The organism is uncultured Dysosmobacter sp. (assembly GCF_947631165.1).
In the GTDB taxonomy this organism is placed as follows: domain Bacteria; phylum Bacillota; class Clostridia; order Oscillospirales; family Oscillospiraceae; genus Oscillibacter.
In genome coordinates this window covers 1-25910 of sequence record NZ_CANRKH010000025.1, presented here as the reverse complement: position 1 = coordinate 25910, position 25910 = coordinate 1, and the positions used below count along the sequence as shown (strand labels likewise).

The 25910-nt window shown below is 58.7% G+C and carries 27 protein-coding genes and 1 riboswitch; of the genes, 9 read left to right on the top strand and 18 right to left on the bottom strand.

The features are described 5' to 3' along the window. Nucleotides 1–103: 103 nt before the first annotated feature. The 4 genes from Q0Z69_RS11905 (at nucleotide 104) to Q0Z69_RS11890 (ending at nucleotide 2500) form a co-directional block, all read left to right on the top strand. Nucleotides 104–715 (top strand): helix-turn-helix domain-containing protein, encoded by a 612-nt coding sequence (locus Q0Z69_RS11905; RefSeq protein ID WP_298033764.1) that lies wholly within the window; start codon nucleotides 104–106, stop codon nucleotides 713–715. Nucleotides 716–878: 163 nt separating this feature from the next. After that, a complete protein-coding gene (locus Q0Z69_RS11900) occupies nucleotides 879–1115 on the top strand; it encodes a DUF3343 domain-containing protein (RefSeq protein ID WP_298033761.1) in 237 nt (78 codons plus the stop codon). 78 nt (nucleotides 1116–1193) lie between these two features. Further along, nucleotides 1194–2300, top strand: coding sequence for a YedE family putative selenium transporter (yedE, locus tag Q0Z69_RS11895; RefSeq protein WP_298033758.1), 1107 nt, complete (start codon nucleotides 1194–1196; stop codon nucleotides 2298–2300). Next, nucleotides 2297–2500 (top strand): sulfurtransferase TusA family protein, encoded by a 204-nt coding sequence (locus Q0Z69_RS11890; protein ID WP_298033755.1) that lies wholly within the window; start codon nucleotides 2297–2299, stop codon nucleotides 2498–2500. The genes yedE and Q0Z69_RS11890 overlap by 4 nt, the downstream gene beginning before the upstream one ends. A gap of 60 nt (nucleotides 2501–2560) precedes the next feature. Here the strand turns inward: Q0Z69_RS11890 and Q0Z69_RS11885 are convergent, their stop codons facing one another. The 5 genes from Q0Z69_RS11885 to Q0Z69_RS11865 form a co-directional block, all read right to left on the bottom strand. Beyond that, nucleotides 2561–2752 carry a helix-turn-helix transcriptional regulator gene (locus Q0Z69_RS11885; RefSeq protein WP_298033753.1) on the bottom strand — a complete coding sequence of 64 codons (192 nt, stop codon included), beginning with the start codon at nucleotides 2750–2752 and terminating at the stop codon, nucleotides 2561–2563. Then, nucleotides 2749–3258, bottom strand: a complete 510-nt coding sequence (locus tag Q0Z69_RS11880; protein ID WP_298033751.1) for a hypothetical protein — start codon at nucleotides 3256–3258, stop codon at nucleotides 2749–2751. The genes Q0Z69_RS11885 and Q0Z69_RS11880 overlap by 4 nt, the downstream gene beginning before the upstream one ends. After that, complete coding sequence (locus Q0Z69_RS11875; protein ID WP_298033749.1) at nucleotides 3255–3779, bottom strand: hypothetical protein; 525 nt, start codon at nucleotides 3777–3779, stop codon at nucleotides 3255–3257. Before Q0Z69_RS11875 ends, Q0Z69_RS11880 begins: the two co-directional genes overlap by 4 nt. A gap of 225 nt (nucleotides 3780–4004) precedes the next feature. Continuing rightward, complete coding sequence (gene ilvA / locus Q0Z69_RS11870) at nucleotides 4005–5225, bottom strand: threonine ammonia-lyase (protein WP_298033746.1); 1221 nt, start codon at nucleotides 5223–5225, stop codon at nucleotides 4005–4007. Between the two features lie 184 nt (nucleotides 5226–5409). Further along, nucleotides 5410–6114, bottom strand: a complete 705-nt coding sequence (locus Q0Z69_RS11865; protein WP_298033809.1) for a ClpP family protease — start codon at nucleotides 6112–6114, stop codon at nucleotides 5410–5412. Between the two features lie 147 nt (nucleotides 6115–6261). On the opposite strand from Q0Z69_RS11865, the gene proB reads away from it, so the two are divergent. From proB to hydA, 5 genes are all read left to right on the top strand, one after another. Next, a complete protein-coding gene (gene proB, locus Q0Z69_RS11860) occupies nucleotides 6262–7065 on the top strand; it encodes a glutamate 5-kinase (RefSeq protein WP_298033743.1) in 804 nt (267 codons plus the stop codon). A 75-nt stretch (nucleotides 7066–7140) separates the two neighbouring features. Further along, a complete protein-coding gene (locus tag Q0Z69_RS11855; RefSeq protein WP_298033740.1) occupies nucleotides 7141–8388 on the top strand; it encodes a glutamate-5-semialdehyde dehydrogenase in 1248 nt (415 codons plus the stop codon). A 55-nt stretch (nucleotides 8389–8443) separates the two neighbouring features. Next, nucleotides 8444–8701: a hypothetical protein gene (locus Q0Z69_RS11850; RefSeq protein WP_298033738.1), complete on the top strand. Its 258-nt coding sequence runs from the start codon at nucleotides 8444–8446 to the stop codon at nucleotides 8699–8701. 194 nt (nucleotides 8702–8895) lie between these two features. Beyond that, nucleotides 8896–9696 carry a pyrroline-5-carboxylate reductase gene (gene proC, locus Q0Z69_RS11845; RefSeq protein ID WP_298033736.1) on the top strand — a complete coding sequence of 267 codons (801 nt, stop codon included), beginning with the start codon at nucleotides 8896–8898 and terminating at the stop codon, nucleotides 9694–9696. Between the two features lie 61 nt (nucleotides 9697–9757). Next, nucleotides 9758–11134, top strand: coding sequence for a dihydropyrimidinase (gene hydA, locus Q0Z69_RS11840; RefSeq protein ID WP_298033733.1), 1377 nt, complete (start codon nucleotides 9758–9760; stop codon nucleotides 11132–11134). Between the two features lie 616 nt (nucleotides 11135–11750). On the opposite strand, the gene Q0Z69_RS11835 is transcribed toward hydA, so the two are convergent. From Q0Z69_RS11835 to Q0Z69_RS11780, 13 genes are all read right to left on the bottom strand, one after another. Continuing rightward, the gene (locus Q0Z69_RS11835; RefSeq protein WP_298033730.1) at nucleotides 11751–12329 is read right to left on the bottom strand and encodes a 5-formyltetrahydrofolate cyclo-ligase; all 579 of its coding nucleotides are present in this window, start codon (nucleotides 12327–12329) and stop codon (nucleotides 11751–11753) included. A gap of 14 nt (nucleotides 12330–12343) precedes the next feature. Continuing rightward, nucleotides 12344–13606 carry a folylpolyglutamate synthase/dihydrofolate synthase family protein gene (locus tag Q0Z69_RS11830; protein ID WP_298033727.1) on the bottom strand — a complete coding sequence of 421 codons (1263 nt, stop codon included), beginning with the start codon at nucleotides 13604–13606 and terminating at the stop codon, nucleotides 12344–12346. A gap of 11 nt (nucleotides 13607–13617) precedes the next feature. Then, the gene (locus Q0Z69_RS11825; protein ID WP_298033724.1) at nucleotides 13618–14142 is read right to left on the bottom strand and encodes a folate family ECF transporter S component; all 525 of its coding nucleotides are present in this window, start codon (nucleotides 14140–14142) and stop codon (nucleotides 13618–13620) included. Nucleotides 14143–14193: 51 nt separating this feature from the next. Continuing rightward, nucleotides 14194–14290, bottom strand: a riboswitch (THF riboswitch). Between the two features lie 52 nt (nucleotides 14291–14342). After that, entirely contained in the window at nucleotides 14343–15194 is an 852-nt protein-coding gene (locus Q0Z69_RS11820; RefSeq protein ID WP_298033722.1) for a bifunctional 5,10-methylenetetrahydrofolate dehydrogenase/5,10-methenyltetrahydrofolate cyclohydrolase, read from the bottom strand. A gap of 2 nt (nucleotides 15195–15196) precedes the next feature. Continuing rightward, nucleotides 15197–15829, bottom strand: a complete 633-nt coding sequence (locus Q0Z69_RS11815) for a cyclodeaminase/cyclohydrolase family protein (RefSeq protein ID WP_298033719.1) — start codon at nucleotides 15827–15829, stop codon at nucleotides 15197–15199. A 45-nt stretch (nucleotides 15830–15874) separates the two neighbouring features. After that, nucleotides 15875–17548 (bottom strand): formate--tetrahydrofolate ligase, encoded by a 1674-nt coding sequence (locus tag Q0Z69_RS11810; protein WP_298033806.1) that lies wholly within the window; start codon nucleotides 17546–17548, stop codon nucleotides 15875–15877. A 287-nt stretch (nucleotides 17549–17835) separates the two neighbouring features. Continuing rightward, nucleotides 17836–18771 (bottom strand): LysR family transcriptional regulator, encoded by a 936-nt coding sequence (locus Q0Z69_RS11805; protein WP_298033804.1) that lies wholly within the window; start codon nucleotides 18769–18771, stop codon nucleotides 17836–17838. Between the two features lie 282 nt (nucleotides 18772–19053). Further along, nucleotides 19054–19536 carry a TRAP transporter small permease gene (locus tag Q0Z69_RS11800; RefSeq protein WP_298033716.1) on the bottom strand — a complete coding sequence of 161 codons (483 nt, stop codon included), beginning with the start codon at nucleotides 19534–19536 and terminating at the stop codon, nucleotides 19054–19056. A gap of 30 nt (nucleotides 19537–19566) precedes the next feature. After that, nucleotides 19567–20628 (bottom strand): DctP family TRAP transporter solute-binding subunit, encoded by a 1062-nt coding sequence (locus Q0Z69_RS11795; protein WP_298033712.1) that lies wholly within the window; start codon nucleotides 20626–20628, stop codon nucleotides 19567–19569. Between the two features lie 50 nt (nucleotides 20629–20678). Next, complete coding sequence (locus tag Q0Z69_RS11790; protein ID WP_298033710.1) at nucleotides 20679–21953, bottom strand: TRAP transporter large permease; 1275 nt, start codon at nucleotides 21951–21953, stop codon at nucleotides 20679–20681. A 122-nt stretch (nucleotides 21954–22075) separates the two neighbouring features. After that, nucleotides 22076–22909: a 3-methyl-2-oxobutanoate hydroxymethyltransferase gene (gene panB, locus Q0Z69_RS11785; RefSeq protein WP_298033708.1), complete on the bottom strand. Its 834-nt coding sequence runs from the start codon at nucleotides 22907–22909 to the stop codon at nucleotides 22076–22078. 611 nt (nucleotides 22910–23520) lie between these two features. After that, entirely contained in the window at nucleotides 23521–23679 is a 159-nt protein-coding gene (locus Q0Z69_RS16905) for a transposase (protein WP_367272312.1), read from the bottom strand. Between the two features lie 431 nt (nucleotides 23680–24110). Beyond that, a partial coding sequence (locus Q0Z69_RS11780) for a hybrid sensor histidine kinase/response regulator (protein WP_298033706.1) occupies nucleotides 24111–25910 on the bottom strand: 1800 nt, incomplete at its 5' end.

Sequence of the window (25910 nt, the reverse complement as noted above, 5' to 3'; positions counted from 1 at the left end):
ATATGGCCTCCATCCCTCCGGCAACCGATTCTTGCATAGACTTTTGCCGCCGAAACTGTTATCATGTTATCAGAAAGCCATACAGTCAACAGGAGGCGGAGCTATGACAGTGGGCGAGCAGATCAGGACACAGCGCAAACAGGCCGGATTTTCCCAGGAGCAGGTGGCGGAGCGGCTGGGCATGACCCGGCAGGCCGTGACCAAATGGGAAGCCGGTCAGTCAGTCCCCAGCTCGGAGAATCTCATTGCCCTGGCGGCGCTGTTCCAGATCTCCCTGGATACATTGGTCGCCAACGATGTGCCGCGCTGCGCACCGGAGAAAAAGCCGTCCAATCCCATCCTGCGTTCCAATCTGACCATGCTGGCCATCGCCTGCCAGGCAGGGGCGCTCCATGCCTGCACACAGATCTCCTATACCCTGGATCCTGCCACCGGCACGAAGGTACCGGACCACGGCCTATTTCTGTTCAAAGCCGCGGTCCTGCTGCTGTGCTCCATCTGGATGGCGTCGAATCTTCGGTTTGAGCCAGACCCGGTGCGCCGGCGGAAAAACAGCCAGATCGAACTGCTGTACTGCCTGGCCCAGCTGACCGCCGCTCTCCTGACCTACCGTTTCGGCCTGGGCCTGGTGGGACTGCTGGCGGCCATCGCGCTCCTTCTGATATATATCCTGTTCGTCAATCCCAGGTATATGGGACGGAAATTCACGAAATAAGCAGGGACCTGGAACGCGCCGGGGCGGGAGCACAGCTCCCGCCCCGCTTTTTTCTCCACTCCCTGGGCAGACGCCGCCTCCTGCCGTGATACTCAAAACAGATCTCGACATTTTGCCGCGCTTGTGCTATTCTTTTAAAAAAATAACGATAGGAGGTATCCGCATGCGGGAAAAACAGCTCCGGCTGGTGCTGGCCTTCCACACCACCGCCGAAGCCATGGCCACGGAAAAGCTCTGCCATGACCACGGCCTGAAAGGCAGGCTGATCTCTGTTCCCCGGAGCGTCACCTCCGACTGCGGCATCGCCTGGTCGGCCCCGCTCTGTCTGCGGGACACGCTGGAAGCAATGCTGGCGGAGCATGGTGTCCAGACCGCCGGGTCCTATGAGGTGATGCTCTGAGGGAGGAAACCGTCTCCCGCCCTCAGCGGACAGCGGGTATCGTTATTCTTTTTAAAAAACAGTGATAGGAGTGTGTGTATGAACAAACAAAACTGGCTTCGGGAACACGGTCTCATCCTGCTGACCGGCGTGGTGGTGGGCATCGCCGCGCTGGCGCTGACCGCCCTGGGCAATCCCAAGAACATGGGCTTCTGCATCGCCTGCTTCGAGCGGGACATCGCCGGCGCCCTGGGCTTCCACAGCGCCGCCAAGGTGCAGTACATCCGTCCGGAGATCATCGGCATCGTGCTGGGCGCCATGGTAGCGGCTCTGGCAGCCAAGGAATTCAAGGCCAAGGCCGGGTCCTCCCCCGCCTGCCGCTTCGTGGTGGGCCTGTTCGTCATGATCGGCGCGCTGGTCTTTCTGGGCTGCCCCCTGCGGATGGTCATCCGCCTGGGCGGCGGCGACCTCACCGCTGTGGCGGGCCTGCTGGGCTTCCTGGCGGGCATTCTGGTGGGCGTGGTATTTTTGAAAAAGGGCTTTTCCCTGGGCAGGGCCTATCCCGTCCCCACCGGCGAGGGCTTCATGTTCCCCGGCGTGATGGCGGTGCTCCTGGTGCTGCTGGCGGTTTTTCCGGCCCTTCTGAAATTTTCTGAGGAGGGGCCCGGCTCCATGCATGCGCCGCTGGCCGTCTCTCTGATCGCCGGTCTGGCGGTGGGCGTCATGGCCCAGCGGAGCCGCCTATGCATGGCCGGCGGCCTGCGGGACGTGTTTCTGCTGCGGGACTTCAACCTGCTGCTGGGCTTCCTGGCTATCTGGATCACCGTCACCATCGGTAATCTGATTTTAGGGAACTACAACCTCTCTGCCGTCTCTCAACCCATCGCCCACAGCCAGTACCTCTGGTCCTTCCTGGGCATGGCGCTGGCGGGCTGGGGCTCCATCCTGCTGGGCGGCTGCCCTCTGCGGCAGCTCATCCTGGCCGGCGAGGGCAGCGGCGACGCCGCCGTCACCGTGCTGGGCATGATCGTGGGCGCCGCCGTGGCCCACAACTTCGGTCTGGCGGGCAATGCCGACAGCGTGGTGGACGGCGTTTACAAGGTGGGCGGCACCAGCCCTGCCGGCATGGCCGCCGTGGTCTTTGGCTTTCTGGTGCTGCTGGCCGTCACCGTGACCCATCTTCCCAGAAAGGAGGCCGCGCAATGATCGACACCAGAGGTCTCTCCTGCCCCATTCCCGTGGTAATGGTGCAGAAAGCGCTGAAAAATGGCGCACCCGCTTCTCTGGAAGTTCTGGCGGACGCTCAGGTGGCAGTGGAAAACATCACGCGCTTCGCCCGCTCCCAGGGCTATCAAGTGGCCGTTGCCGAGGATGGCTCCGACTTCACGCTGACGCTGACAAAATGATCAAAAAGGACTTCGGGGCTTTCCCGAAGTCCTTTTGTTTCTGCCCGTATCTCCTGATTTTTACTCCCAGAACAGCTCATCCAAGGTCTTGCCCAAGGTCCGGCAGATGGCCACGCACAGCCTGATGGTGGGATTGTAATCCCCCTTTTCGATGGCGTTGATGGTCTGGCGGGAGACGCCTACGGCGTCTGCCAGCTGCTGCTGGCTCATGTCCATGGCTGCCCGGGCGGATTTCAAGCGCAGGTTTTTCATGGCTCCTCATCCTCCCGCCCGGCGGCCCGCCGCCTGTACAGAAACACTGCCAGAGTCAGCAGGACCGACCCGCTGATGACTATCAGCACGGCGGAAAGATTCAGCATCCCGTCCACCAGCAGGCCCTCTTTCCGTAAAGAGAACACGCCGTAAAGAAGTCCTCCCAGGCCGCACAGGCCCCACATGGTCACGACCTCCCACGGCTTTTCGTACAGCCGCAGATAGGCGTCCTTCCAGATAGCCGTCACAGCAAACACCGTGACGCCCAGGTCCAGACAAAAGAAGCCCCCCGCCTCCGTTCCGATCCAGGGAAACAGGGTCAGCACCGTGTCAAGGAGGCACACGCAGACCGCCAGAGTCAAAAAACCGTATTTGTAGGCCAAGCCCCGGGCCTGTTCCTGCCGCTCGTCATAGGCCGCCTTCGGCCCCCGCTCCCGCTGCCAGAAATAGCAGGCCAGGCCCAGCCACGCGATAAGGAGCACCGCTATCAGGAGCAGTCCATTCATTCCCCGTCCTCCTCCGTCTCCCGGCGGGTCAAGCACCGCAGGGCGTAGAGCCCTAGGATCACCAGCAGCAGCGCCCCCAGCAGCAGATTGGCGGCTCGAAAGGTCAGCACGCCATCCTCCACCACACGTCCGCTCATCAGGCTGCTCATGCCGATGCTCAGATTACACACGCTCAGCACCGCGAACAGCGCCGCCACCTTCCAGGGTGTCTCGTAAAGGCCCAGATAGGCGTCCTTCCAGATGGCGGCCGCCGCAAACACCAGCGTCCCTGCACAAATGCAGAGGGTCATGCCCGCCATTAGGTCGCACCAGTGGAAACCCGCCGCGTCCACACTGCCCAGCGCAAGCATCACTGCCGCCAGGGTCAGAAAGCCGTATTGATACGCCTTGCCCCGTGCCCGCTCCTGCCGCTCGTCAAAGTGCATGTCCAGCACCTTTTTCTTGAACAGCACCATCAAAAGCACCAAGCCCGCCGTGACGCCCGCGGCCAGACCCAGCAGGAATCCAAAACGATATTCCATAAAACATCCTCCTTTGCTCCGTCTCTCTCGTCTCTGCCGCGCTGCTCACCAGCGGCGAAAAGGCCGCGGCGATCACGCCCGCATCCAAATAAGATCTTTTGTTTTTTGCCTGATGGGCGGGGGCTTTGATGGTCATATTGTAATTTATCTATTTCTTTTTGTCAAGTATATTTTACTTATCAAGGCAAAAGCTCGCCGCCGGACTATTCCGGCGGCGAAGTGCGATCAACTGTAAATGCTGTTGGGCCCCACCAGGCTGGCGTCATAGCCCGCCTGATGCAGCGCCTCCAGGATGGCAGTCTTATGCTCGTGGCCAAAGGCCTCCAGAGTCACCCGCAGCTCCACACGGCTCTGGCGGTTGATGTTGACGAACTGGTTGTGCTCCAGCTTGATGATGTTGCCGTTCTCCCGGGCCACGACCTCCGCCACCCGCAGCAGCTCGCCGGGGCGGTCCGGCAGCATGACGGAGAAGGTGAACACCCGTCCCCGGCTGATGAGACCGTGCTGCACCAGGCTGGACATGGTAATAACGTCCATATTGCCGCCGGAGAGGATGGAGACCACATTCTTGCCCTTACAGTCCAGGTGCTTCAGCGCCGCAACAGACAGCAATCCCGCGTTCTCCACGATCATCTTGTGGTTCTCCATGATGTCCAGGAAAGCCTCCACCAGTTCGCTGTCCTCAATGGTCATGAATTCGTCGATGTTCTGCTGGATGTAGGGGAACACCACATCTCCCGGCGTCCGCACCGCCACGCCGTCGGCAATGGTGACGGCGGAGGGCAACGTCACCACATGGCCCGCCTCGATGGAGGCCTTCATGGAGGCGGCCCCTGTAGGCTCCACGCCGATGACCTTCACATGGGGATTCAGCAGCTTCGCCAGGGTCGAGACGCCCGCCGCCAGTCCGCCGCCGCCGATGGGCACCAGAATGATGTCCACATCCGGCAGGGCCTGGAAGATCTCATAGGCAATGGTTCCCTGGCCGCAGGCGATGTCCAGGTCGTTGAAGGGCGGGATATAGGTCATGCCCCGCTCCGCCGCCAGATGCATGGCGTGCTCCGCCGCGTCATCAAACACGGCGCCGTGGAGAATGACCTCCGCGCCGTACTCCTTGGTGTGGTTGACCTTCATCAGCGGCGTGGTGGTGGGCATCACCACCGTGGCCTTGACCCCCGCCACCTGGGCGGCATAGGCCACGCCCTGGGCGTGGTTTCCGGCGGAGGCGGTGATGAGGCCGTGGGCCTTCTGCTCCTCCGTCAGCTTGGTGGTCTTATAGTAAGCGCCCCGGATCTTATAGGCTCCGGTGACCTGCAGATTCTCAGGCTTCATGTACACCTGGTTCCCGCAAAGCTCGGAGAAGTATTTGCTGTAAACCAGGTTGGTTTTGGAGATGACGCCCTGCAATACGCCGCGGGCCTCCTTAAATTGATCCAGTGTGAGCATGGGCAGTATCCTCTTTATTCGGTATTTCAGTCCCCTGGCTGGGAAGTTGATTGGATACTATCATAACAAAATCTTGAAAAATGTCAATGCTCTGTTGACAATATTCTGTGTTTTTCCCGCATCGCAGAAAAATACGTCATCCCAGATCCATTTCATACAACGCCCGGCTGTTTTTACGGCCCTATCAGCGCCGCTCCCGGATCTGCCGGTACAGGCACTGCAACCCCTCGGACAAACCGCCCACCTGATCGATCAGTCCCAGCCGGACGGCCTCCTCGCCGTAGATCACGCTGCCCACGTCGGCGGCCATGTCGTCTTTTTTCAGCATCAGGGCTTGGAATTCCTCCCCGCTGATGTGGCTGTGGCCGGAGACAAAGGCCACGATCCGCTCCTGGAGCCTCTGGAAATAGGAGTAGGTCTGGGGAGCCGCGATGACGGTACCGCTCATGCGGACCGGGTGGATGGTCATGGCGGCGCTGGGTACGGCGAAGCTCCGTTTGGCCGCCACCGCCAGCGGCACGCCGATGGAGTGGCTGCCCCCCAGCACGATGGAGACCGTGGGCTTGGTCATCCCGGCGATCAGCTCCGCGATGGCAAGGCCCGCCTCCACGTCGCCGCCCACAGTGTTCAGCAAAAACAGGACCCCGTCCACCTCTTCGCTCTCCTCCAGCTTGGCCAGCAGGGGCAGGACATGCTCATACTTGGTGGTCTTGGCGCTGCCCCCGGCGGCATTGTGGCCCTCGATCTGGCCGATGATGGTCAGGCAGTACACCGTTCCGTGGGGCGTCCGGGTCAGGGCGGAGCCAAAGTCCAGGATGCCCTGGGCAGTCTCCTTGCTTTCGGAGCTGTTCTCCTGCTCCGGCTGAATCGGTTTGGTGTTTTCAGTCATCATATTCCTCTCTTTCCCCTTTATCCACTGGGAGTATTGTCTGCACTTTTATGAAAAGTACACACAGGGCGGCCTTTCTTTTTTCCATCAGGTATGGTATCATGTTGTTGTATTTTGAAATGCTGGCAGAATAAGGAGGCGTTCCCATTGGAACAGAACAAGCAGCGCATCGTGGTGAAGGTCGGCACTTCCACCCTCACCCATGACTCCGGCAGCCTGGACCTGAGAAGCATGGAGCATCTGGTGCGGGTCCTGGCGGACCTCAGCGGCGCGGGCCACGAGGTGATTTTGGTGACTTCCGGCGCCATCGCCGTGGGAACCGCCCGCCTGGGACTGGTAGAGCGGCCCAGAGAGCTGCGGATGAAGCAAGCGGCCGCCGCCGTGGGCCAGTGCCGCATGATGCACATCTATGACAAGCTCTTTTCCGAGTACAACCGCTCCATGGCCCAGATCCTGCTGACTGGAGACGACGTGGAGGCCCCGGACCGGGCAAAGCATCTCCGCAGCACCTTCTCCGCCCTGCTGGAAATGGGCGTCATCCCGGTGGTCAACGAGAACGACTCTGTGTCCTCCGCCGAGATCGAGACCGGCCACCATAAGGTGCTGGGCGACAACGACACTCTTTCCGCCATCGTGGCGGAGCTGTGCCGGGCAGACCTGCTGGTGCTGCTCAGCGACATCGACGGCCTCTACGATGCCGACCCCAAGACCTGCCCGGGCGCCAAGCTGCTGCACCGTGTCACGGAGCTGACGCCGGACATCCTGGAGATGGCCGGCGGCGCCGGCACCTGGCGAGGCACTGGCGGCATGGCCACCAAGCTCTCCGCCGCCCGCATCGCCATGGCCGCGGGGTGCGACATGGTCATCACCAATGGAGCGCGGATGGAGGACCTCTACGGCATCGTAGAGGGACAGGACATCGGGACGCGGTTCCTTACAGATAAAAGATAAAAGATACTTTATCTCTTGTCTTCTTGCTTCTATCTCTTATTTTTCATCTCTTATCTCAAAACGGGGGGTATTTTTATGACCGCATTGCAGCAGCAGGGCGCTGCGGCGAAGGCCGCCAGCTACACCCTGGCCACCGCTGGCACCGCCAAAAAAAATCAGGCTCTGGAAGCTATTGCAAACATTCTCACGGAGCGGCAGGCCGAATGGCTCTCCGCCAACGCCGAGGATATCGCCGCCGCCCGGGAGGCGGGCATGGCTCCCGCCATGCTGGACCGGCTGACCCTCACTCCGGAGCGGGTGGCGGGCATCGTTGCCGCCGTCCGCCAGGTGACCGCTCTCCCCGACCCCATCGGCCGGGCCGACAAGACGGAGACCCGGCCCAACGGCCTCATCATCAGCCGCCGCCGGGTCCCGCTGGGCGTCATTGCCATCATCTTCGAGTCCCGGCCCAACGTCACCGTGGACGCGACGGCCCTGTGCCTGAAATCCGGCAACGTGTGCATCCTCCGCGGCGGCAAGGAGGCCATCCGCTCCAACCGCTGCGTAACGGCCCTGATGCGCCAGGCCCTGGCCTCCGTGGGCCTGCCGGAGGACTGTGTCTCTCTGGTGCAGGACACCAGCCATGAGACCGCGGGCGAGCTGATGCATCTGGACGGCTATGTGGACGTGCTGATCCCCCGGGGCGGCGCGGGACTGATCCGGGCCGTGGCGAAGGAGGCCAGCGTTCCCGTCATCCGCACCGGCGAGGGCGTGTGCCACATCTATGTGGACGATGAGGCGGACCTGGACATGGCCGCCAAAATCCTGTTCAACGCCAAGTGCTCCCGTCCCTCGGTGTGCAACGCTGTGGAGTGCGTGCTGGTCCACCGGGACGTCGCGGCGGACTTCTGGAAGCGGGCTCTGCCTCTGCTGGATGAAAAGGGCGTGGAGCTGCGGGCCGACGAAGAAGCCCTGGCCGTTCTCGGGACCCGCGCCCTTCCCGCCGCGGAGAGCGACTGGGACGCGGAGTATGACGACTACATCCTGGCCGTCCGCACCGTGGGCGGCATGGACGAGGCCGTGGATTTCATCAATGCCCACGGCACCGGCCACTCCGAGGCCATTCTGACGAAAAACTACTTCAAGGCCCAGCGCTTCCTGGACCGTGTGGACGCGGCGGCGGTGTATGTCAACGCCTCCACCCGCTTCACCGACGGCGGCGAGTTCGGCCTGGGAGCCGAGATCGGCATCTCGACCCAGAAGATGCACGCCAGAGGCCCCATGGGCCTGGAGGAGCTGACCAGCTGCAAATACGTCGTCTACGGTGAGGGACAGGTGCGGTAAAATTGACAATTGGGAATGAGAAATACAAAATTTGGGAGAGTGGGGAGGAACAACAATGCCTGATTGGTTGATCGACCTTCTCATAGGACTGGGGCTGAGCGGCATCGCCTTCCATTGGAAAAAGCCACTGGCTCTCCGGGCCTCGCTGATCGCCGCCTTTCTGGCGCTGACCGCGCTGAGCTGGCTGAGAGTCGCCCCGGCCCGACCCGTTTTGATCGTCCTGGGCGTCATCTGTTTCTCAGTCTTCCTCTGGAAGCTTGGGAGGCAGCCGGGACGGGCCAACACATTTGTCCTGCTGGTCTTCGCGGTGTAGTTCACCGCCCCGGCCGCAATTGTGCTGTTCCGGCTGCTGGTCCAGAACGCCTATCCCCGGGGGAGCGGACCGTGGCAGGAAAGGCTGTTTTTCTGTGCCGCCGCCCTGCCCATGGGCGTCTGCTCCGCCGCATCTTAATTTCCGTCTTCGAAATAACAAACGGGGCCGAAAGCCCCCAAAGGAAGGATGATCTTATGAAAACATTGGGTTTTATCGGCACCGGCAATATGGGCGGTGCTTTGGCCCGGGCGGCCCGCAAGCGCCTTTCCGGCGATCGAATTCTTCTGGCCAACCGCACGGCGGAAAAAGCGGCCGCCCTGGCGGCGGAGCTGGGCTGCCGGACGGCGGACAACACCGCCGTGGCGGAACAGGCGGACTGCATCTTCCTAGGCGTCAAGCCCCAGATGATGGCAGACCTGCTGGCGGAGATCGGCCCCATTCTGGCGAAGCGCCAAAGCCGCTTCGTACTGGTGACCATGGCGGCTGGCCTGACCATTGTCCGCATCCAGGAGCTGGCAGGCGGCCAGTATCCCGTCATCCGCGTCATGCCCAACACCCCCGCCTCCATTGGGGAGGGCATGATCCTCTACGCCTGCGGCAAGGGCGTGACAAAAGAGGAGGAGAGCGCGTTCCTGGACGCCATGGCCGGCGCGGGCCGCTTCTCTCCCCTGCCGGAGCGCCTGATCGACGCCGGCTCCGCCGTGTCCGGCTGCGGTCCCGCCTTTGTGGACCTCTTCATCGAGGCTCTGGCGGATGGCGGCGTGGCCTGCGGCTTGCCCCGGGCGGCGGCGCTGGAATACGCCGCCCAGATGGTGGCCGGCTCCGCCCGGCTGGTGCTGGAGAGCGAACAGCACCCCGGCGCGCTGAAGGACGCCGTCTGCTCCCCCGGCGGCACCACCATCCAGGGCGTCCGTGTGCTGGAGGAAGCGGGCTTCCGGGGCGCGGTGATGGATGCCGTCATCGCGGCGTATGAGAAAAATGCAGATCTGAAATGACCCATCATCCCCATCTGTATCTATGCGATACTACTTATCATAAACGAACGGAGGGACCAACATGCGTACACTGTTCAAAGGCGGCTCCGTGGTCTCCGGCAGCGGAGCGAAGCGGGCCGATCTGGTGATCGAAAACGAAAAAGTCACGGACCTGGGCCGGAACCTGAAGGGTGATTTCGACCGGGTCGTGGATGTCACTGGCTGCCTGCTGTTCCCCGGCTTCATCGACGCCCACACCCACTTCGATCTGGACGTCTGCAACACCACCACCGCCGATGACTTCTACACCGGCAGCCGGGCGGCCCTGCGGGGCGGCACCACCACAATTATTGACTTCGCCTGCCCCAACAAGGGCGAATCTCTGCACTACGGTCTGGACCTGTGGCACAAAAAGGCCGACGGCCGCACCTTCTGCGACTATGGCTTCCACATGACCATCGACGACTGGAACGAGTCCATCCGGGCGGAGCTGCCGGACATGTTCGCCAGGGGCGTGTCCTCCTTCAAGATGTATATGACCTATCCCGCCATGATGGTGGGGGACCGGGATATGTACTGGGCTTTGAAGGAGCTGAAAACGCTGGGCGGCATCTGCGGCGTCCACTGCGAGAACGCCGGAGTCATCGACGGCATGATCGCCGAGCGGAAAAATGCCGGCCAGCTCTCCCCCGCCTGTCATCCCCTGACCCGCCCTCCCTATCTGGAGGCCGAGGCCGTCTCCCGTCTGCTGCGCATTGCCCAGGCGGCGGAGGCCCCGGTGGTCATCGTCCACCTGACCAATCAGGAGGCGCTGAATGAGGTCCGCCACGCCCGGGACCGGGGCCAGAAGGTCTTTGTGGAGACCTGCCCCCAGTACCTGCTGCTGGACGACAGCGTGTATTTCAATGAGGACTACTCCCAGGCCGCCCGCTATGTCTGCGCGCCGCCCATCCGGGAAAAGGGCCAGCAGGAGGCTCTGTGGAAGGCCCTGCGCCGGGGCGACATCCAGACCATCTCCACCGATCACTGCTCCTTCACCCTGACCCAGAAGGACATGGGCCAGGAGGACTTCACCAAGATCCCTGGCGGTCTCCCCGGCGTAGAGACCCGGGGCGAGCTGATCTATTCCTACGGCGTGGCCAAAAAGCGCGTCAGCCTGGGCCGCATGGTCCGCGCCCTCAGTGAGAATCCCGCCAAGCTGTACGGCCTCTTCCCCCGGAAGGGCCAGCTCCGCCTCGGCAGCGACGCGGACATCGTGGTCTACGACCCTGGTGCCAGCCACGTCATCCGGGCCGACGACTACGTAGCCAACGTGGACTACAATCCCTACGAGGGCTTTGTCACCGTGGGCGGCATCCGGCAGGTGTGGCTCCGGGGCAGTCTGGCCGTGGAGGACGGCAGGGTTCTGGACGAGACTCCTCAGGGCCGTTACATGGCCCGTGGAAAGTGCTCCCTGTGAAACAAGCCCCCGGCCACCGGCCGGGGGCTTTGCCGTCGCCGCCTCACGGCGTCTGTCAGTCGGCAGCCAACAAAATGACTGCCCTGGATCTAGCCCAAAAGCCAGATCCAGGGCAGTTTTGCCTGATGCCGCCGCAAGGCGCGGCGCCAACGAGCTGTTGGCCGCAGAAAATCAAAAAGAAGAGAGAGTAGAATGAAAGGAGGTAATACGGCTATCAGGCTAGCATACCCTCAGTAGACAAAGGGCAATACGGTTTTTCGGGGCATCTTGAGCGGCTGACTGCGTTATCCTCGTTGCCGGGCGTCAGCCCGGCGGCCTCGGCTGCCTTGCCGGCCACTAAATCTGCTCCCGAAAAACTCTAAAGACCTGCCAGCGAGAAAAAACCGGCGCTGGCAAGGAAGAGGACGACGGTGGGCCAACGCCCACCTGGGACGATGACGCAGCCAGCGTTGATTTTAGCCGCTGGCAGGCGTATTGCCCTTTGTCTACTGAGGGTAGGGATGCAAGTGAAATATCAGGACGGTGCGCCGGCGGATCGCACAGAACCGATCCCGCGGCGCTGAACACGTTGTTGGTGCCAGCTGAAGAAAAGAGCGATCTGTGAAGCGCCGCTCTATCATATTTTCATGATACCGTCCCTGTACATTGCTGTTTCAGTGACCACCAAACCGATCGGGCGGTCCAGCGGTCCTGTGGGGATCGAACGCTGCAGCAGCGCCTCCGGACATACGAGCGCCGCCGGACCGGTATACACGGCCAGATAGCGGTCATAATATCCGCCTCCGTGGCCCAGCCGGTTGCCTTGCCGGTCACAGGCCACACAGGGGATCACCGCAAATTCGATCTCCGCGGGAGCCAGCCGGGGGCACTCCGGTCCTGGCTCCAAAATACCATAGCTGCCGGGTCTCAAGTCGTCCATTCCCCGAATGAGGCGGGCTTCCATACGGCCAGGCGCCGTGCACAGGGGAACCGTCAGACGCTTTCCAGCCTCCATCGTTCGACGGAGAAACGGCAGCGTATCGATCTCTGTTGCCATGCTGACAAATCCCAAAACAGTCCGCGCCTGCCGGTATTCCGGACATCCGTCCAGCCGCGCCGCAATCTTCTCACCGGCATCCCGCAAATACTTCGGTGAAAACGCGGCGATCTGCCGCCGGACCGCTCTGCGGAGCGCTTGTTTCTCTTCGTCCAGCATGATCGTTCCTCCTGCTATTTTTCAAAAAACGCCCGAACGATGCCCATCTGGTACAGGGAGCCAAAAATACACAGCGGCTGCTCTGGCTCCAGGCTGGCCAGAGCCAGCTCCAGGCCAGCTTCCACGCTGTCCGCCGCATGTACGGGACCGGAAAAGCTCTGCTGGATCTGTTCTCTCAACGCCTGCGCCGAAAGCGCCCGCTCACTGGGAGGCGGCACTGTGATAAATGCGGCGGCATAGGGCGTGACCATTTGCATCATGTCCGCATAATCCTTGTCCGCCATAACGCCGGTCAGAAACAGGCACTTTTTCCCAGGCAGATACTGCTCCAAGCACCGGACCAGCTCCGCCACGCCATTGGGGTTGTGGGCGCCGTCCGCCAGGACCAGCGGCTTTGTCCGCAGCACCTCAAACCGGCCGGGCCAGGCCGCGGTCTCCAATCCATGCCGGACCGCAGTTTCCGAGATATTCCAACCCCGGCGGCGCAGCGCATCCACTGTATCCAGTGCCACCGCGGCATTTTGACACTGGTATGCCCCCAGCAGCCGAAGCCGCAGATCCTTCCGTTCCCGGTAATCGATCCGCTGCCCGGAAAGATCCGCGGAGAGCTGACGCAGCTGAGAAACGTCTGTAACGCACATCTGGTTTCCATGCGCAAGCGCCCGAACCACAGTCTCCGCCTCCGGACACTGCCCGCTGAGCACCACATCCGCTCCCGGCTTGATGATCCCCGCTTTCTCCGCGGCGATCTTTTCTATGGTATCGCCCAGATATTCTGTGTGCTCCAGACCGATGTTGGTAATGACCGCCGCCTCCGGGGCGGGGATCACATTGGTGCTGTCCAAACGGCCCCCTAATCCCACCTCCAGCACCACGATATCACAGTGCCTTTTCTGGAAGTACAGCAGCGCCATTGCCGTGAAGCGCTCAAATTCTGTCGGGACCGCGTTCATCTGCTCCACCGCCGGTTTTACACGCTCCGCCATGGCGCACAGATCTTCGTCGGAGATATCCCTGCCGTTGATTTTGATACGTTCGTTGTAGCGCCGCAGATGTGGAGAGGTGAACAGTCCCACCGTATAGCCCGCCGCCTGCAGGATCGCGGACAGCATCGCCGCCGTGGAGCCCTTGCCGTTGGTCCCTGTGATATGGACATAACGCAGATCCTTCTGCGGATCTCCCAGCCGGCGCATCAGGCCGGTGATGCGCTCCAAGCCCGGCCGGCAGCCCAGCCAGTTGACGGACTGGATAAATGTCATGGTTTCTTCCAATGTCATCGCTGCTCTCCTTATGCCTCACGCAGGTGGAATATCTGACGCAGGAGCTTGATCACGCCCGGCAGGACCGATCCGTAAGCCACGGCTTTCGCAACGCAGATCACGAGCCGCAGGCCCAGCACACCGGTAATGAAGGTAGGGGTGTAATAGCCATAGACATGGCTGTCGATATAGAGGGCGGCTGTATTCAAAATCGTGATCAGCAGTTCATTGAGTACCACCAGAACGACCGTTTGCCTGCTGGTGAGTGAAAAGCCCTTCTCCCTGGCACACCAGCCCACCGACAGTCCGCAAAGCACATAGGGCAGGATCCACAACAGCGTGGTCGCGGTAACGCCGTATCGGAGCAGCTGATAGAGCAGCGTCCCGACGCCGCCGATCAGCATACCGTCAACAGGGCCGAACAGCAGCGCGCCGATATGTACGGGCAGGCTTTCAAATGTAAACTTCAGGTTCCCGAAGTTCAGGGCCAGACAGCCCAGCACCGCGCACATCGCGGCGAGCATGGCATCCATGGTCAGTTGTCTCGTTTTCATAAAAAATCCCCTTTCGTGACAGTTGCCACGAAAGGGGATTTCTCCTTAGGTGGCAGCGGACGCGGGCACAGCAACGCAGGATCGAGATCCTTTCGTCCGGCGGCAACATCCCATCCGTCGGCACTTGACGCGCTGGCCCTACTCTGTCAATTGACCTTTTACATGTATTTTATAGTCGCCGGAACTCCGCATACCACGGATCATCCCAGCGTTTTTTCCGCGGCTTCGATGACATGCTTCGCAAGGACGGCAGTCGTCACAGAGCCCACGCCGGCGGGGACCGGCGTGATGGCCCGTACCACAGGCTCCGCCGCCTCAAACTTCACGTCGCCGCACAGATTCCCATCTGCGTCCACATTGATCCCGACATCCAGAACGATCTGTCCTTCGCTGATAAACCGCTCATCTACCAGTCCGGCCTTGCCGGCCGCCGCGATCAGAATCTCTGCCTCCCGGCAGACGGCGGGCATATCCACCGTCTTGGTGTGGCACATGGTCACTGTTGCATCACGGCTTTGCAGCAGCATGGACACCGGCTTGCCGATGACCAGACTGCGTCCAATAACAGCTACCCGCTTGCCCTTCAGCGAAACGCCGTAATGATCCAGCAATTCGATACAGGCCTGGGCGGTACAGGGCGGATATCCGGCCCCTCTGCCGGAAAACACCGCGCTCAGGGCCGCGGGGGTGATACAGTCCACATCCTTCTCTGGCGCCAGCAGATCGCAGGCGGCCCATTCATCATCCCTGTTCGGCAGAGGGCGAAGCATCAGGCACCCATGGATGCCCGTGTCCTCATTGACCTGCCGGATCGTATCCAGCAGCTCCTCACGGGAACAGTCTGCGGACAGATGCATCTGCCGCACCGCGACGCCGATTTTCCCGCAGCGGCTGATCGCGCCGCGCTCATAGGCGATGTCATCCGGCCGCTCTCCCAAGCGCAAAATGGCCAGCGTCGGCTCCACGCCCCTTTCCAGCAGCTGCCGCGCTCTTTCAGCCAGGTGTTCTGTCATAGCGGCCGCCACAGGGGCGCCCTTCCATATCTCCGCCATGTTCATCCTCCATTCCTCAGCCGCCGCGCCACTTCATCCGCCACGTGCCTTGCCCGCGGAAGGTATTCCGCCAGCAGCGTGTCGGCCTGCACGTCCAGCAGCGCCGCTTCCTCTCGGTCCCGCAGCGTTCCTGTATTGACAAAAATATTCATGCTGGCGCTCTCCAGCGCCGCTCCGCAGCACAAGGCGCCGCAGCCCACATCGGATACCAGCGTTACGCTGCCCTTTTCCAGCATTTCTTCCAGCAGTTCGATCGCCTTGCAAATGGCGCACATCATCTCCAGAGGCGCCTGACATGCCGATCTCGTGGCGTTTTCCAGCGTCACTTCCCGCGTTGGGTCATCCTTGGAGATCGAATAGGCCCGGGACAGCGGCTCAAACGCCTCAGCATCCTTGTCCACCAGCTCCAGCAGCTCTGCCTGGACCTTCTCTGCCTGCTTCAGGGCTGACCGGATGTCTGCTTCCACAGCAGCGTATTTCTTGCGCCCCACGGTCAGATTTCCCACCATGGAGCACAATGCTGTGCCAAGAGCGCCGACCAGCGCCGCCGCGCCGCCGCCGCCGGGAACGGGAGCCTTGGAGGCCAGCACCGCGGCAAAATCCGCGCAGCTCTTCTCAACAAGCTTTTCTTTCATAAAACGATTCCTTCCCTTTCCTGCGGAAATGTGCTGCCCTGCCGGTCAAAACAGGCCCGTAATCTTTCCGTTCTCATTCACGTCGATCTTCTCCGCGGCAGGCGCCTTCGGCAGACCCGGCATAGTCATGATGTCGCCGGTCAGGGCCACGATGAAGCCCGCTCCGGCGGAGACCTTCAAATTGCGGACGGTAACAGTGAAGCCTTTCGGCGCGCCCAGCAGCGAGGCATCGTCCGAGAAGGAGTACTGGGTCTTGGCCATGCAAATGGGCAAATCGCTGAAGCCCAGCTCCGTCAGCTGCTTGGCCTGCTTCTTGGCATTGGCGGTCAACTGAACGCCGTCGGCGTGATAGACCCGCTTGCAGATGGTCTCCAGCTTCTCTTCGATAGATGCCTCCAAGGGATAGGTGAAGCTGAAATCGTTGGGCTGCCCGCAAAGGCGGACGACCTCCTCGGCCAGCGCCTTGCCGCCTTCGCCGCCCTTGGCCCAGACCTCGCTGAGGGCCACGTTCACACCCAGCTCGCTGCACTTCTCCTCCACCAGGTCCAGCTCAGCCTTGGTGTCGGTGGGGAAGGCATTGATGGCCACTACGCAGGGCAGGCCGAACACGTTCTTCACATTGTCCACATGCTGCAGCAGATTGGGCAAGCCCTTCTTCAGCGCCTCCAGATTCTCATTGTTCAGCTCCGCCTTCGGCACGCCGCCGTGATACTTCAGGGCGCGGACAGTGGCCACGATCACAACAGCGGAGGGATGCAGTCCAGCCATGCGGCACTTGATGTCAATAAATTTCTCCGCGCCCAGATCCGCGGCAAAGCCCGCCTCGGTAACGGCGTAGTCGCCGACTTTTAGAGCCATGCGGGTCGCGGTGACGGAGTTGCAGCCATGGGCGATGTTGGCAAAGGGCCCGCCATGGATAAAAGCAGGCGTATGCTCCAAGGTCTGTACCAGATTGGGCTTCAGCGCATCCTTCAGCAATGCCGCCATGGCTCCCTCCGCCTTCAGGTCATGGGCGGTGACGGGCTTGCCGTCGTAGGTGTAGGCTACGATCATCCGGGCCAGCCGGGCTTTGAGATCCGTGATGTCAGACGCCAGACACAGCACCGCCATGATCTCACTGGCTACCGTGATCTCGAATCCATCCTCCCGGGGCACACCCTGCATCCTGCCGCCCAGGCCGTCCACGATATGGCGAAGCTGGCGGTCGTTCATGTCCACAGCGCGCTTCCAGGTGATCTGCTTCACGTCGATGCCCAGGGCGTTGCCCTGCTGGATATGATTGTCCAGCATAGCGGCCAGCAGATTGTTGGCCGCGCCAATGGCGTGGAAATCGCCGGTGAAATGGAGGTTGATGTCCTCCATAGGCACCACCTGCGCATAGCCGCCGCCGGCAGCGCCGCCCTTCACGCCGAACACAGGGCCGAGAGAAGGCTCCCGCAGCGCTACAACAGCATTTTTGCCGATCTTTCGAAGCGCGTCTGCCAAACCCACGGATGTGGTCGTCTTGCCTTCCCCTGCGGGGGTCGGCGTGATCGCAGTGACCAGGATCAGCTTGCCGTCCGGCTCACTGCTCTCTTTCAGCAGGCGATAGTCCACCTTTGCCTTATAATTGCCATACATCTCAATGTACTTCTCATCAATATTGCAGGACTTTGCGATGTCTGTGATCTTCAGCGGATTCGCCTGCTGCGCGATTTCGATGTCGGATAGCATATGTATTTCACTCCTTTGATTGAAAACTGTCAAGGATCAAGTCTCAGGTTTCTGATAAAGGCCGTCATTCTTTACCGGATCTGATAAATTTATCATAATGCAGAAAACATCTTTTGTGAAATATTTCTTTCCTGGCAAATTATAACTTTCAAGTTATGATCGGCCCTTTTGTATTCCCGAGCAAACGCTGCCGCGGCATCAAAAAGCGGCCATTCCAAAGCTTCGTTCCGGAATGACCGCTGAAAGAGCAGTACTCATATCGTATGGCTGTCTCCAGCCAATGCCGGGATCACTCACAGCACGACAGTCTTAGCTTTTTCCTGGATCTCTGTCCAAAACTGTCTCCCGATCTTCGTCAGCGGGGTGTCATTCATGCAGTTCATCGTCAAATACCAGGCCGGGCTGTCGCCGTCTATATTGAAAAATGTAAGCTCGTCCAACTTCGTCAGGTCCTCTGTCATGAATTGCGCGAGCATCGAGACTCCGTCGCTTTTGGGGGACAACAGGTAACTGACGATCGCGTTGGAATTCGGGATCTCTATGATCTTCTTGGGCGATATCCCGTTGCCTTGCAGATAATCAGCCATAACATGATATAGATAATAGTTTTTGGACAGCGTCAGGAAACGCATCTTTTCGATTTGAAGCAGATCTGTTCCCCTCAGCACAAGAGGAAACTCCGCGGTCCCTGTCCTGCCGTGTGCTAATACGCTGTCGCGATTACACGCGAGAGACAGTGTTTCCTTCTGCAAGATATAGCGATTAAAGCGCGGATCATGCCGGTCCATCGTGTGGAAAAACGCGATGTCCACTTCGCCCATGGCCAGCAGTTCCAGAACAGACAGGGAGGTTCCCTCCTTGATGATGATCTTAACATCCGGATGGTTGTAAGCAAAGTTCTGGACAAGCTTTCCAAAGATCATCGGCGTGAGCTGCGTCGGAATGCCGACGGACAGGGCCTGATTCTGCTGCAGCTTATACTCCTCCAGCCGCGCTTCAAACCGGTTTTCCACATCGACGCTCTCTTTGACATATTCCAGGTAAATTTCCCCTGCCTTCGTCAAGCGCAGCGGCGTATAATTGCGCTCCAGCAATTTCACGCCGAATTTTTTCTCAAGACGATTGATATACTGGGACAATGATGGCTGTGACACCCGCAGCAGCTGGGCTGCCACTGTAATGTTCCTGGTCTCAGCTATCGTAATAAAATAAGCTTTTCTATCCGCCATCATATGCATCCATCCCCTTCATTCAAAACATTCCCGCTTCAAGCAGCAGGCTGAGGACGCCTCTGAAAAGGCGCCTGAAAAAGGACATCTTTCACGCCATATTTATGCTTCCTCGGGACCCTCTCTTATTTACTTTTTTAACAGCGTATCAGAAAATTCAGCGTAATACAACTCTTAAATACGCTGCCACCAATAAAGTTTGAAAACGTGCAATAATCACGTTGCCCAAACAAGCCATCCGGGCAACGTGATTATGCATGCATCATCTATTTGCGATCAATTTCAATCTTTTCTCGGGGAAACTTCTTTTATGAAGTTCACAACTGCCGCCACGGCAATAATGAGCATGCCGAGCGCGCATCCGAAGGGCAGGATCCACGCCGGGGTCGAACTTGTGGACTGCGTTGTTCCATCCGCAATATACTGAACGACCATCTGGAACACATAGTAGCCCATCAATCCAAAGAACGCGGCATTCACCACTGCCAGGACGATATTCAATATCCGATGGGCGGTCTTATGGTTTTTCAGCGCGTTATCAACGATCTCCAGGCGCATGCAATCGCCGTGGCAGAACATCAGCGCCGCTCCAATGAAATAGCCATAGATCATGATCGTGCGGAGCAGCTCGTCAGACCAGGACATGGGAACCTTCAGCACAAACCGGCAGAACGCGTTGGCGGTAATGACCAGGATGCCCACCAGGCCGATCACTCCCAAAGCTTGTTCAGCAAAAACATCTAACTTTTTGAGGACGTTTTTCACGTGTAACATTCCTCTCTCAAAAATTTGCTTTTAACGCAGGGAAGCAACGAACTCCTGGACCATCGTCAGATACTCATCGCTGCCCATGGCCTTGTTAAAGATCTGATAGACAGGATCGCAGAGGGCGGCGAAGGCGGCCGTATCGGGATTTTCCTCGATCTCCACGCCAGCATCCCGCAGGGTCTGCAGGCATTCCTCCTCACCGGCGGCGTTCAGCTCACGTGCGTAATCACGGGCCTCCTCAGAAGCCTTCTGGATCGCGGCCTGCTGGTTCTCGCTCAGAGAATCCCACTTTGCTCGGTTGATGAAGAAGGGCATGGGGGTATAGGCATGATAAGTCATAGACAGGTACTTCTGCACTTCCTGCATCTTGTAGGAGGTGATGGAGGACAGGGTGTTCTCCTGCGCGTCGACTGTGTGGTTCTGCAGAGCGGTGAATACCTCGCCCATATCCAGAGCCATGGGGATGGCGCCGAAGGCTTCCCAAGTGGCCTGCTGCGTCTCAGAAACAACGGTGCGGATCTTCAGGCCCTTCATGTCGTCGGGTGTGATGATCGGATTGCGGCTGTTGGTCACATGGCGCATACCGCTCTCCCAGTAGCACAGCATCTTCAGATCCGTGGAGTCAAACAGATCAGCGATCTCCTTGCCGGCCTCGCCGTCCAGAGTCTGGTGCGCCTCATCATAGGAACCGAACACATAGGGCAGCTCAAAGACCTGAATGGCAGGAACATAACCGGCAAAATAAGAAGTACCGGTAGAGACGATATCGATGGTGCCCTGCGCGGTGCTCTCAACGCACGCGGAGACATTGCCCAGCTCCGTGTTGAAGAAGCAGTCGATCGTAACAGAACCATCAGAATACGTATTGCACAGCTCCGCGAACTTCTTCAGAGCCACGCCGCTGGGGCTGTCCTCGGTCAGGCCGGCCACGATGGCGGTCAGCTCCACCGGTTCGTCGCCGGTCTGGGCGGGTTCCTTGGTCTCGGTATCGGTCTTGGGATCTTCCGTCTTCTCAGTAGTTTTTCCGCCGCACGCGGCCAGGGACAGTGTCATTGCGATCGCGAGGATCATAGCGAGAAACTTTTTCATAACTTACCTCCAATTTTCCACTGTTGATTGTTTTTGATATATACGACCTGTCAGAGCAAGCTGGGCAGGAACGTCGTAATGCCGGGAATGAACGCGACAAGGATAAAGCCGATCAGCGTTACAATGATAAACGGCTTGACCGCGGCAATCACCTTGTGGATGGGTCGGTTGCCGACCTGCGCGCCCATAAACAGATTGAGCCCCATGGGCGGCGTGATCAGGCCGATGCAGGTCCCGCTGACCATCAATCCGCCCAGATGGACCAGGGAAATGCCATACTGCATCGCCATGGGAGCCAAGATCGGCGTCATGATGGTAGTGATGGGAACGGAGTCGATGAAGCAGCCCAGGATCAGAAGGATCACCATCGCGCAGACCAGGAACAGCACCTTGCTGTCTGTGATGGACAGCAGAGCGGCCGCCGCCTTAGAGGCGATACGCTCACGGGTCAGGACCCATGAAAACGCGCCGGACGCGCCGACGATCAGCATGATGTTGCCGGTGCTCTTCATCGCCTTGCCCAGGCAGGACATCAACTGGCGGAAATTCATTTCTCTGTAAATGAACAGGCCCACGATAATGGAGTAGAAGCACGCCACGCCGGACGCCTCAGTCGCGGTGCAGATGCCGGAATAGATCCCGCCCAGAATGATGACCGGCGCCAGCAAAGCCCAGAAAGAATCACAAAACGCCCTGCAGACATTTTTGAACGAGAATTTACCAACGCCCTTGTAGCCCCGGCGGTGGCAGATAACGATCGCCAGGATGCACACCATGCCGGCCTGCAATATGCCAGGGCCGACGCCGGCCATCAGCATCGTACTGACAGACTGATTGGCATAGACCGCGTACAGCACCATAACGATGCTGGGCGGGATCAGCGGACCAAAAATGCCGGACGTCGCCTGCAGCGCACAGGCAAAATCACTGTCGTAGCCATTCTCGACCATCATCGGGATCATGATGCCGCCGACAGCCGCGCAGGCCGCGACGCCGGAGCCGGTCATTGCGGCAAAGAAAACGCTCGCCAAAACAACGACCAGCGCCAGGCCTCCGGTAAAATGTCCAACAAGCGCTTGGCAGAACGAGACGATCCGCTTGGAAATGCCGCCGGTCTCCATCAGAGCGCCGGCCATGATGAAAAACGGGACCGCCAACAATGTATACGTGTTTACACTTGCTAGGATCTGCTGTGTGACGATGATGGGGGAGACATTGGCAAAAAACGCGATATACAGCAATGCGGATCCACCCAGAGCCAATGCGATCGGAAGCCCAATCAGTATAAACAGGAAAAAGGATGCGAACAAAACTGCAACACCCATATGAGCATTCCTCCAGTTTCAAAATTTTACGCTCCAACGAACGCTGCCGCAGCACACGAAACGGCTTCAGGAGCTATTGTGGTTTTCATAGGCCCATTTGCCTCTGAAAACACTTTTGGAGTTCAATACAGCTTGGGGATCTCGACCGCTTTATTAAAGCTGTTTTCGGGACCCGGGAAAGCGCCGCTCAGCGTTTCTTCATGGAAGAGATTCAGACCGCCGACCATTGCCTGACGGATCTCGGCAAAATGCTTCACAAACTTCGGCTTGAAGCCGCTGTACATTCCCAGCAAATCCTGGGTCACCAAAACCTGGCAATCCACATACGGACCGGCGCCAATACCCAGAACGGGAACGGATACCGCCTCCGTGACCGCCTTTGCCACAACGCTGGGAACACACTCGATCACGATCGCCACCACGCCGGCGGCTTCCAGCGCCTTTGCGTCCTCGATCAGCTTCTTGGCGCCCTCAGGCGTTCCGCCCTGGACCTTGAAGCCGCCCACGGAGCTTGCGGTCTGCGGCGTCAAGCCAATGTGTCCGACCACAGGCACGCCCGCTTCAACGACTCTCTTGATCGTGGGAGCCAGGGATGCGCCGCCTTCCATCTTGATGCAGTCGCAGCCGGTCTCCATCAGCATGCGGCTCGTATTAGCGATTGCCTGCTCTACGCTGACGTTGTAGGAACCGAAGGGCATATCGCCGATGACCATCGTGTCCGGCGCGCCTCTGACGACTGGCTTTGTGAAATTGATCATTTCGTCCATTGTCATTCCCACCGTAGAATCACGGCCCAGCATGACCATTGCCGCGGAGTCGCCCACCAGGATGATCTCGGTCTCGCTCTCATTGACGATGGATGCAGTCGTGTAATCATAAGCGGTGACAAATGTATACTTCTTTCCCTCTTCTTTAAACTTCTTAAAATCTGGAATTTTCATTTTCTGCTTGGGCATAATGATCCTCCTAAATTCTTAAATAAAACGACTCATATCATAGCTTTTATGTAACTTGGTCCTGACGGCTTAGACCAAATAACCCATTTGTATAATTTCCACACAAAAAAACTTTTTTCGAGTTTTCTTTTACATTATAGTATGTAATCATGCAGGAAGTAAAATACGTTTTCTGTACAAAATCATAATGCTATAGTTATGATTTTGAAGCCGCATTTTTGCGAAACACTGCTTGATCCGCTTTCCGCAGATCATCCGCTCGTGAAAAATGAAGGTACGGATCTATGTCTGCCAGCTTTTCCCCACCGCGTTTGCGCCGCATGATATTCCGTTTAGCCCTCTTTGCCTCGCTGTTTTCGCCCCAATTTTTCGGGTAGTGAGTCAGACTCCAGGGAATAGGCAAAGCGGCAGGGAGAGGCCGATTCAAACTTTGCGCTGGTACAAACAAAGAAAGGTCCATTGGCTTTATATGAAAAAAGTACGTCTTATCAAAGAAAGAAACGTCCAAAACCCTTTCAGGATACCGACAGCCCAAACACAGAAATGGGTGGCCCGACGGAAATTGACCCAGTAGCCTACCGAAATGATAACGGCCAGGGCATAAAACTGCGTCAAATAGTGTTTCCCACCCGCCCGTTTTGGGCTTTGTGGTGCATACGCAGAACATTGTACGCCATAGCCAGCAGAATCCATTCTGTGCCAACCTTCATTTTCCCGCGAAGATGGAACCTGCGGAAATTGAGGTCAGCCTTTGTGTAAGTAAATAGGATCTTCCTTCACGCCCATAAACGTTGCGTCTCGGTCCGTCTTGCAGGATCCGGACCTGACACATGGCAAGATGCATTGACCGAAATCTTGCGATCGTATTGTGATCTGGCGGCGCCGCGCCCTCCAAACTTGGTACTTTCCAGTCCTGCTGTATGGCCTTCCTGCGTTTTGTTTCTATTCACACACAAATAATACGCCAGCGGCCGGCACTATGAAAGTGCCGGCCGCTGCATTTTTTCAGCTGCTCTTTTGATACCATAAAACAATGAAATTGTTTTTTGGGGGCCGCATAAGCGGCCCCGCCGGCAAAGCCGCCTGTGATGAAAGTCCATACTTTTCCTGCGCGGCGTAGGCGCGGCGGCGCAATGCGCCGCAATCAAAAACTTTTTAAAGTTTTTGATCAGAAAACAGTATGAGACAGCCCCAAAGTGTTTTACAGATACTTTTTCAGAGCTGAGCCGAGCGCCTCAAAGTTGATGGGTTTGGCCAGATGCTCGTTCATACCGGCAGCCTTGGCGGCTTGAATGTCCTCTACAAAGGCATTGGCAGTCATAGCAAGGATGGGGACTCGCAGCGCATCCGGGCGTTTCAGCGCACGGATAGCCGCAGCAGCGTCGTAGCCATTCATGATGGGCATTTGAATGTCCATCAGGATCAGGCTGTAATAGCCGGCCTCGGAGGCTGAGAACAGATCTACGGCGATCTGACCGTTTTCAGCCTCCTCAACGGTAAGCCCAGCCATCTCCAAGACCTCTCGCGCGATTTCCCGGTTCAGGTCATTGTCCTCAACCAGAAGGACCCGGCGCCCGGAGAAGTCTTTTTGCAAAAGTGGTTCCAGCGGGGAGGCCTGATTGGGATCTTCCGGTGCCGCGTTCATCAGGGATTTAAACGTCCGGATCAGCCCGGATTTGAATACAGGCTTGCTGAGGAACGCATCTACGCCGGCGGCTCGTGCTTCCAGCTCAATATCGGACCAATCATAGGCCGAGAGAATAATAATGGGAAGCGTGTCGCCGACCAAACGCTTAATAGCCCTGGCGGTGTCCAGACCGTCCATGCCGGGCATTTTCCAGTCCAGAATGGCAGCGTAGAACGGGAGCGCCGTATTCAGCGCGCGCTGGACCGCTGAAACGGCATCCTGACCGGAGGTGCAGCCTTCACTGCGCATTCCGATCTCATCGAGCATGGTGCAGAGGGATTGGCAGGCACAGTCATCGTCGTCTACCACCAGCACCGAAAGGTCCGCCAGTTCTGACGTATCAATGTCCTGCGCATCCTGGAACCTCAGGTAAATGGTTACGGTGAATTTTGATCCCTTGCCCAGCTGACTTTCCACGGTTATGTTACCGTTCATCATATGTACGATGTTCTGGGCAATGGCCATACCCAGACCGGTGCCCTGTATCTTGCTGGTACGCAGATCCTCCGCCCGGCTGAACGGCTCAAAAATGTGCGTCAAATACTCCTCAGACATTCCAATGCCGTTGTCCTCGACGATGAATTCATAGCAGCCCGTGGAGCTTGTGGGCAACACCTGCTCCCGTACGGTGAGGCTGATCTCGCCGCCATCGGGAGTGTATTTGACTGCGTTGCTCACGAGGTTCAGAAATACCTGTTGGATGCGCAGGCTGTCGCCGATCACATTCTCATGCTGAATGTCCTGAATGTGGACCTGGAGGCGGTGTTTGTGGGCTTGAATCTGGGGCTGGATCATCAGGAGCATACTGTTAAGCAGATCGGACAGACTGAATTCCTCCGCAGCCAGGCTGATGGTGCCGGATTCGATCTTGCTCATATCCAGAACTTCGTTGATGAGGCCCAGCAGATGCCGGCTGGAGGCGGAGATCTTGCTGAGGGCGTCCCGCACACGGTCAGGATTTTCGGCATGGGCGGCCGCAATGGCGGTCATACCGATGATGGCGTTCATGGGGGTGCGAATGTCATGGGACATTTTTGACATAAAGTCGGACTTGGCAGCGCTGGCCCGGTTGGCGGCCTCCAAAGCGTCCTGCAGAAGCTGCTTCTGTGTCTGCTCCTCGTGGACAGCTTCATCCACGCAGCGGATGCCCAGAACCATCGCGTGCTCCTGCCCGCTCTCACTTACGTCCACAAAGTGCATCTCAAAGAACTCCTGATTCCGGTGGTTCGGAAGGATGCGATAGCGGACAGTAAAGCCCTTTTCTTCCTGGAACCGGCAGATGACCGCCTGGGGATCACACAGTTCCAGCAGAGG

What these genes read in the sequence shown, in the direction of transcription:
- Q0Z69_RS11835 (WP_298033730.1), bottom strand. Translation starts at nt 12,329, where the DNA reads ATGCTGGACGAAGAGAAACAAGCGCTCCGCAGAGCGGTCCGGCGGCAG.
- yedE (WP_298033758.1), top strand. Translation starts at nt 1,194, where the DNA reads ATGAACAAACAAAACTGGCTTCGGGAACACGGTCTCATCCTGCTGACC.
- Q0Z69_RS11820 (WP_298033722.1), bottom strand. Translation starts at nt 15,194, where the DNA reads ATGGCGGAGATATGGAAGGGCGCCCCTGTGGCGGCCGCTATGACAGAA.
- Q0Z69_RS11790 (WP_298033710.1), bottom strand. Translation starts at nt 21,953, where the DNA reads ATGGGTGTTGCAGTTTTGTTCGCATCCTTTTTCCTGTTTATACTGATT.
- Q0Z69_RS11865 (WP_298033809.1), bottom strand. Translation starts at nt 6,114, where the DNA reads ATGACTGAAAACACCAAACCGATTCAGCCGGAGCAGGAGAACAGCTCC.
- Q0Z69_RS11900 (WP_298033761.1), top strand. Translation starts at nt 879, where the DNA reads ATGCGGGAAAAACAGCTCCGGCTGGTGCTGGCCTTCCACACCACCGCC.
- panB (WP_298033708.1), bottom strand. Translation starts at nt 22,909, where the DNA reads ATGCCCAAGCAGAAAATGAAAATTCCAGATTTTAAGAAGTTTAAAGAA.
- Q0Z69_RS11875 (WP_298033749.1), bottom strand. Translation starts at nt 3,779, where the DNA reads ATGGAATATCGTTTTGGATTCCTGCTGGGTCTGGCCGCGGGCGTCACG.
- Q0Z69_RS11855 (WP_298033740.1), top strand. Translation starts at nt 7,141, where the DNA reads ATGACCGCATTGCAGCAGCAGGGCGCTGCGGCGAAGGCCGCCAGCTAC.
- proC (WP_298033736.1), top strand. Translation starts at nt 8,896, where the DNA reads ATGAAAACATTGGGTTTTATCGGCACCGGCAATATGGGCGGTGCTTTG.
- Q0Z69_RS11885 (WP_298033753.1), bottom strand. Translation starts at nt 2,752, where the DNA reads ATGAAAAACCTGCGCTTGAAATCCGCCCGGGCAGCCATGGACATGAGC.
- Q0Z69_RS11890 (WP_298033755.1), top strand. Translation starts at nt 2,297, where the DNA reads ATGATCGACACCAGAGGTCTCTCCTGCCCCATTCCCGTGGTAATGGTG.
- ilvA (WP_298033746.1), bottom strand. Translation starts at nt 5,225, where the DNA reads ATGCTCACACTGGATCAATTTAAGGAGGCCCGCGGCGTATTGCAGGGC.
- Q0Z69_RS11815 (WP_298033719.1), bottom strand. Translation starts at nt 15,829, where the DNA reads ATGAAAGAAAAGCTTGTTGAGAAGAGCTGCGCGGATTTTGCCGCGGTG.
- Q0Z69_RS11850 (WP_298033738.1), top strand. Translation starts at nt 8,444, where the DNA reads ATGCCTGATTGGTTGATCGACCTTCTCATAGGACTGGGGCTGAGCGGC.
- Q0Z69_RS11830 (WP_298033727.1), bottom strand. Translation starts at nt 13,606, where the DNA reads ATGACATTGGAAGAAACCATGACATTTATCCAGTCCGTCAACTGGCTG.
- Q0Z69_RS11880 (WP_298033751.1), bottom strand. Translation starts at nt 3,258, where the DNA reads ATGAATGGACTGCTCCTGATAGCGGTGCTCCTTATCGCGTGGCTGGGC.
- Q0Z69_RS11825 (WP_298033724.1), bottom strand. Translation starts at nt 14,142, where the DNA reads ATGAAAACGAGACAACTGACCATGGATGCCATGCTCGCCGCGATGTGC.
- hydA (WP_298033733.1), top strand. Translation starts at nt 9,758, where the DNA reads ATGCGTACACTGTTCAAAGGCGGCTCCGTGGTCTCCGGCAGCGGAGCG.
- Q0Z69_RS11805 (WP_298033804.1), bottom strand. Translation starts at nt 18,771, where the DNA reads ATGGCGGATAGAAAAGCTTATTTTATTACGATAGCTGAGACCAGGAAC.
- Q0Z69_RS11795 (WP_298033712.1), bottom strand. Translation starts at nt 20,628, where the DNA reads ATGAAAAAGTTTCTCGCTATGATCCTCGCGATCGCAATGACACTGTCC.
- Q0Z69_RS11905 (WP_298033764.1), top strand. Translation starts at nt 104, where the DNA reads ATGACAGTGGGCGAGCAGATCAGGACACAGCGCAAACAGGCCGGATTT.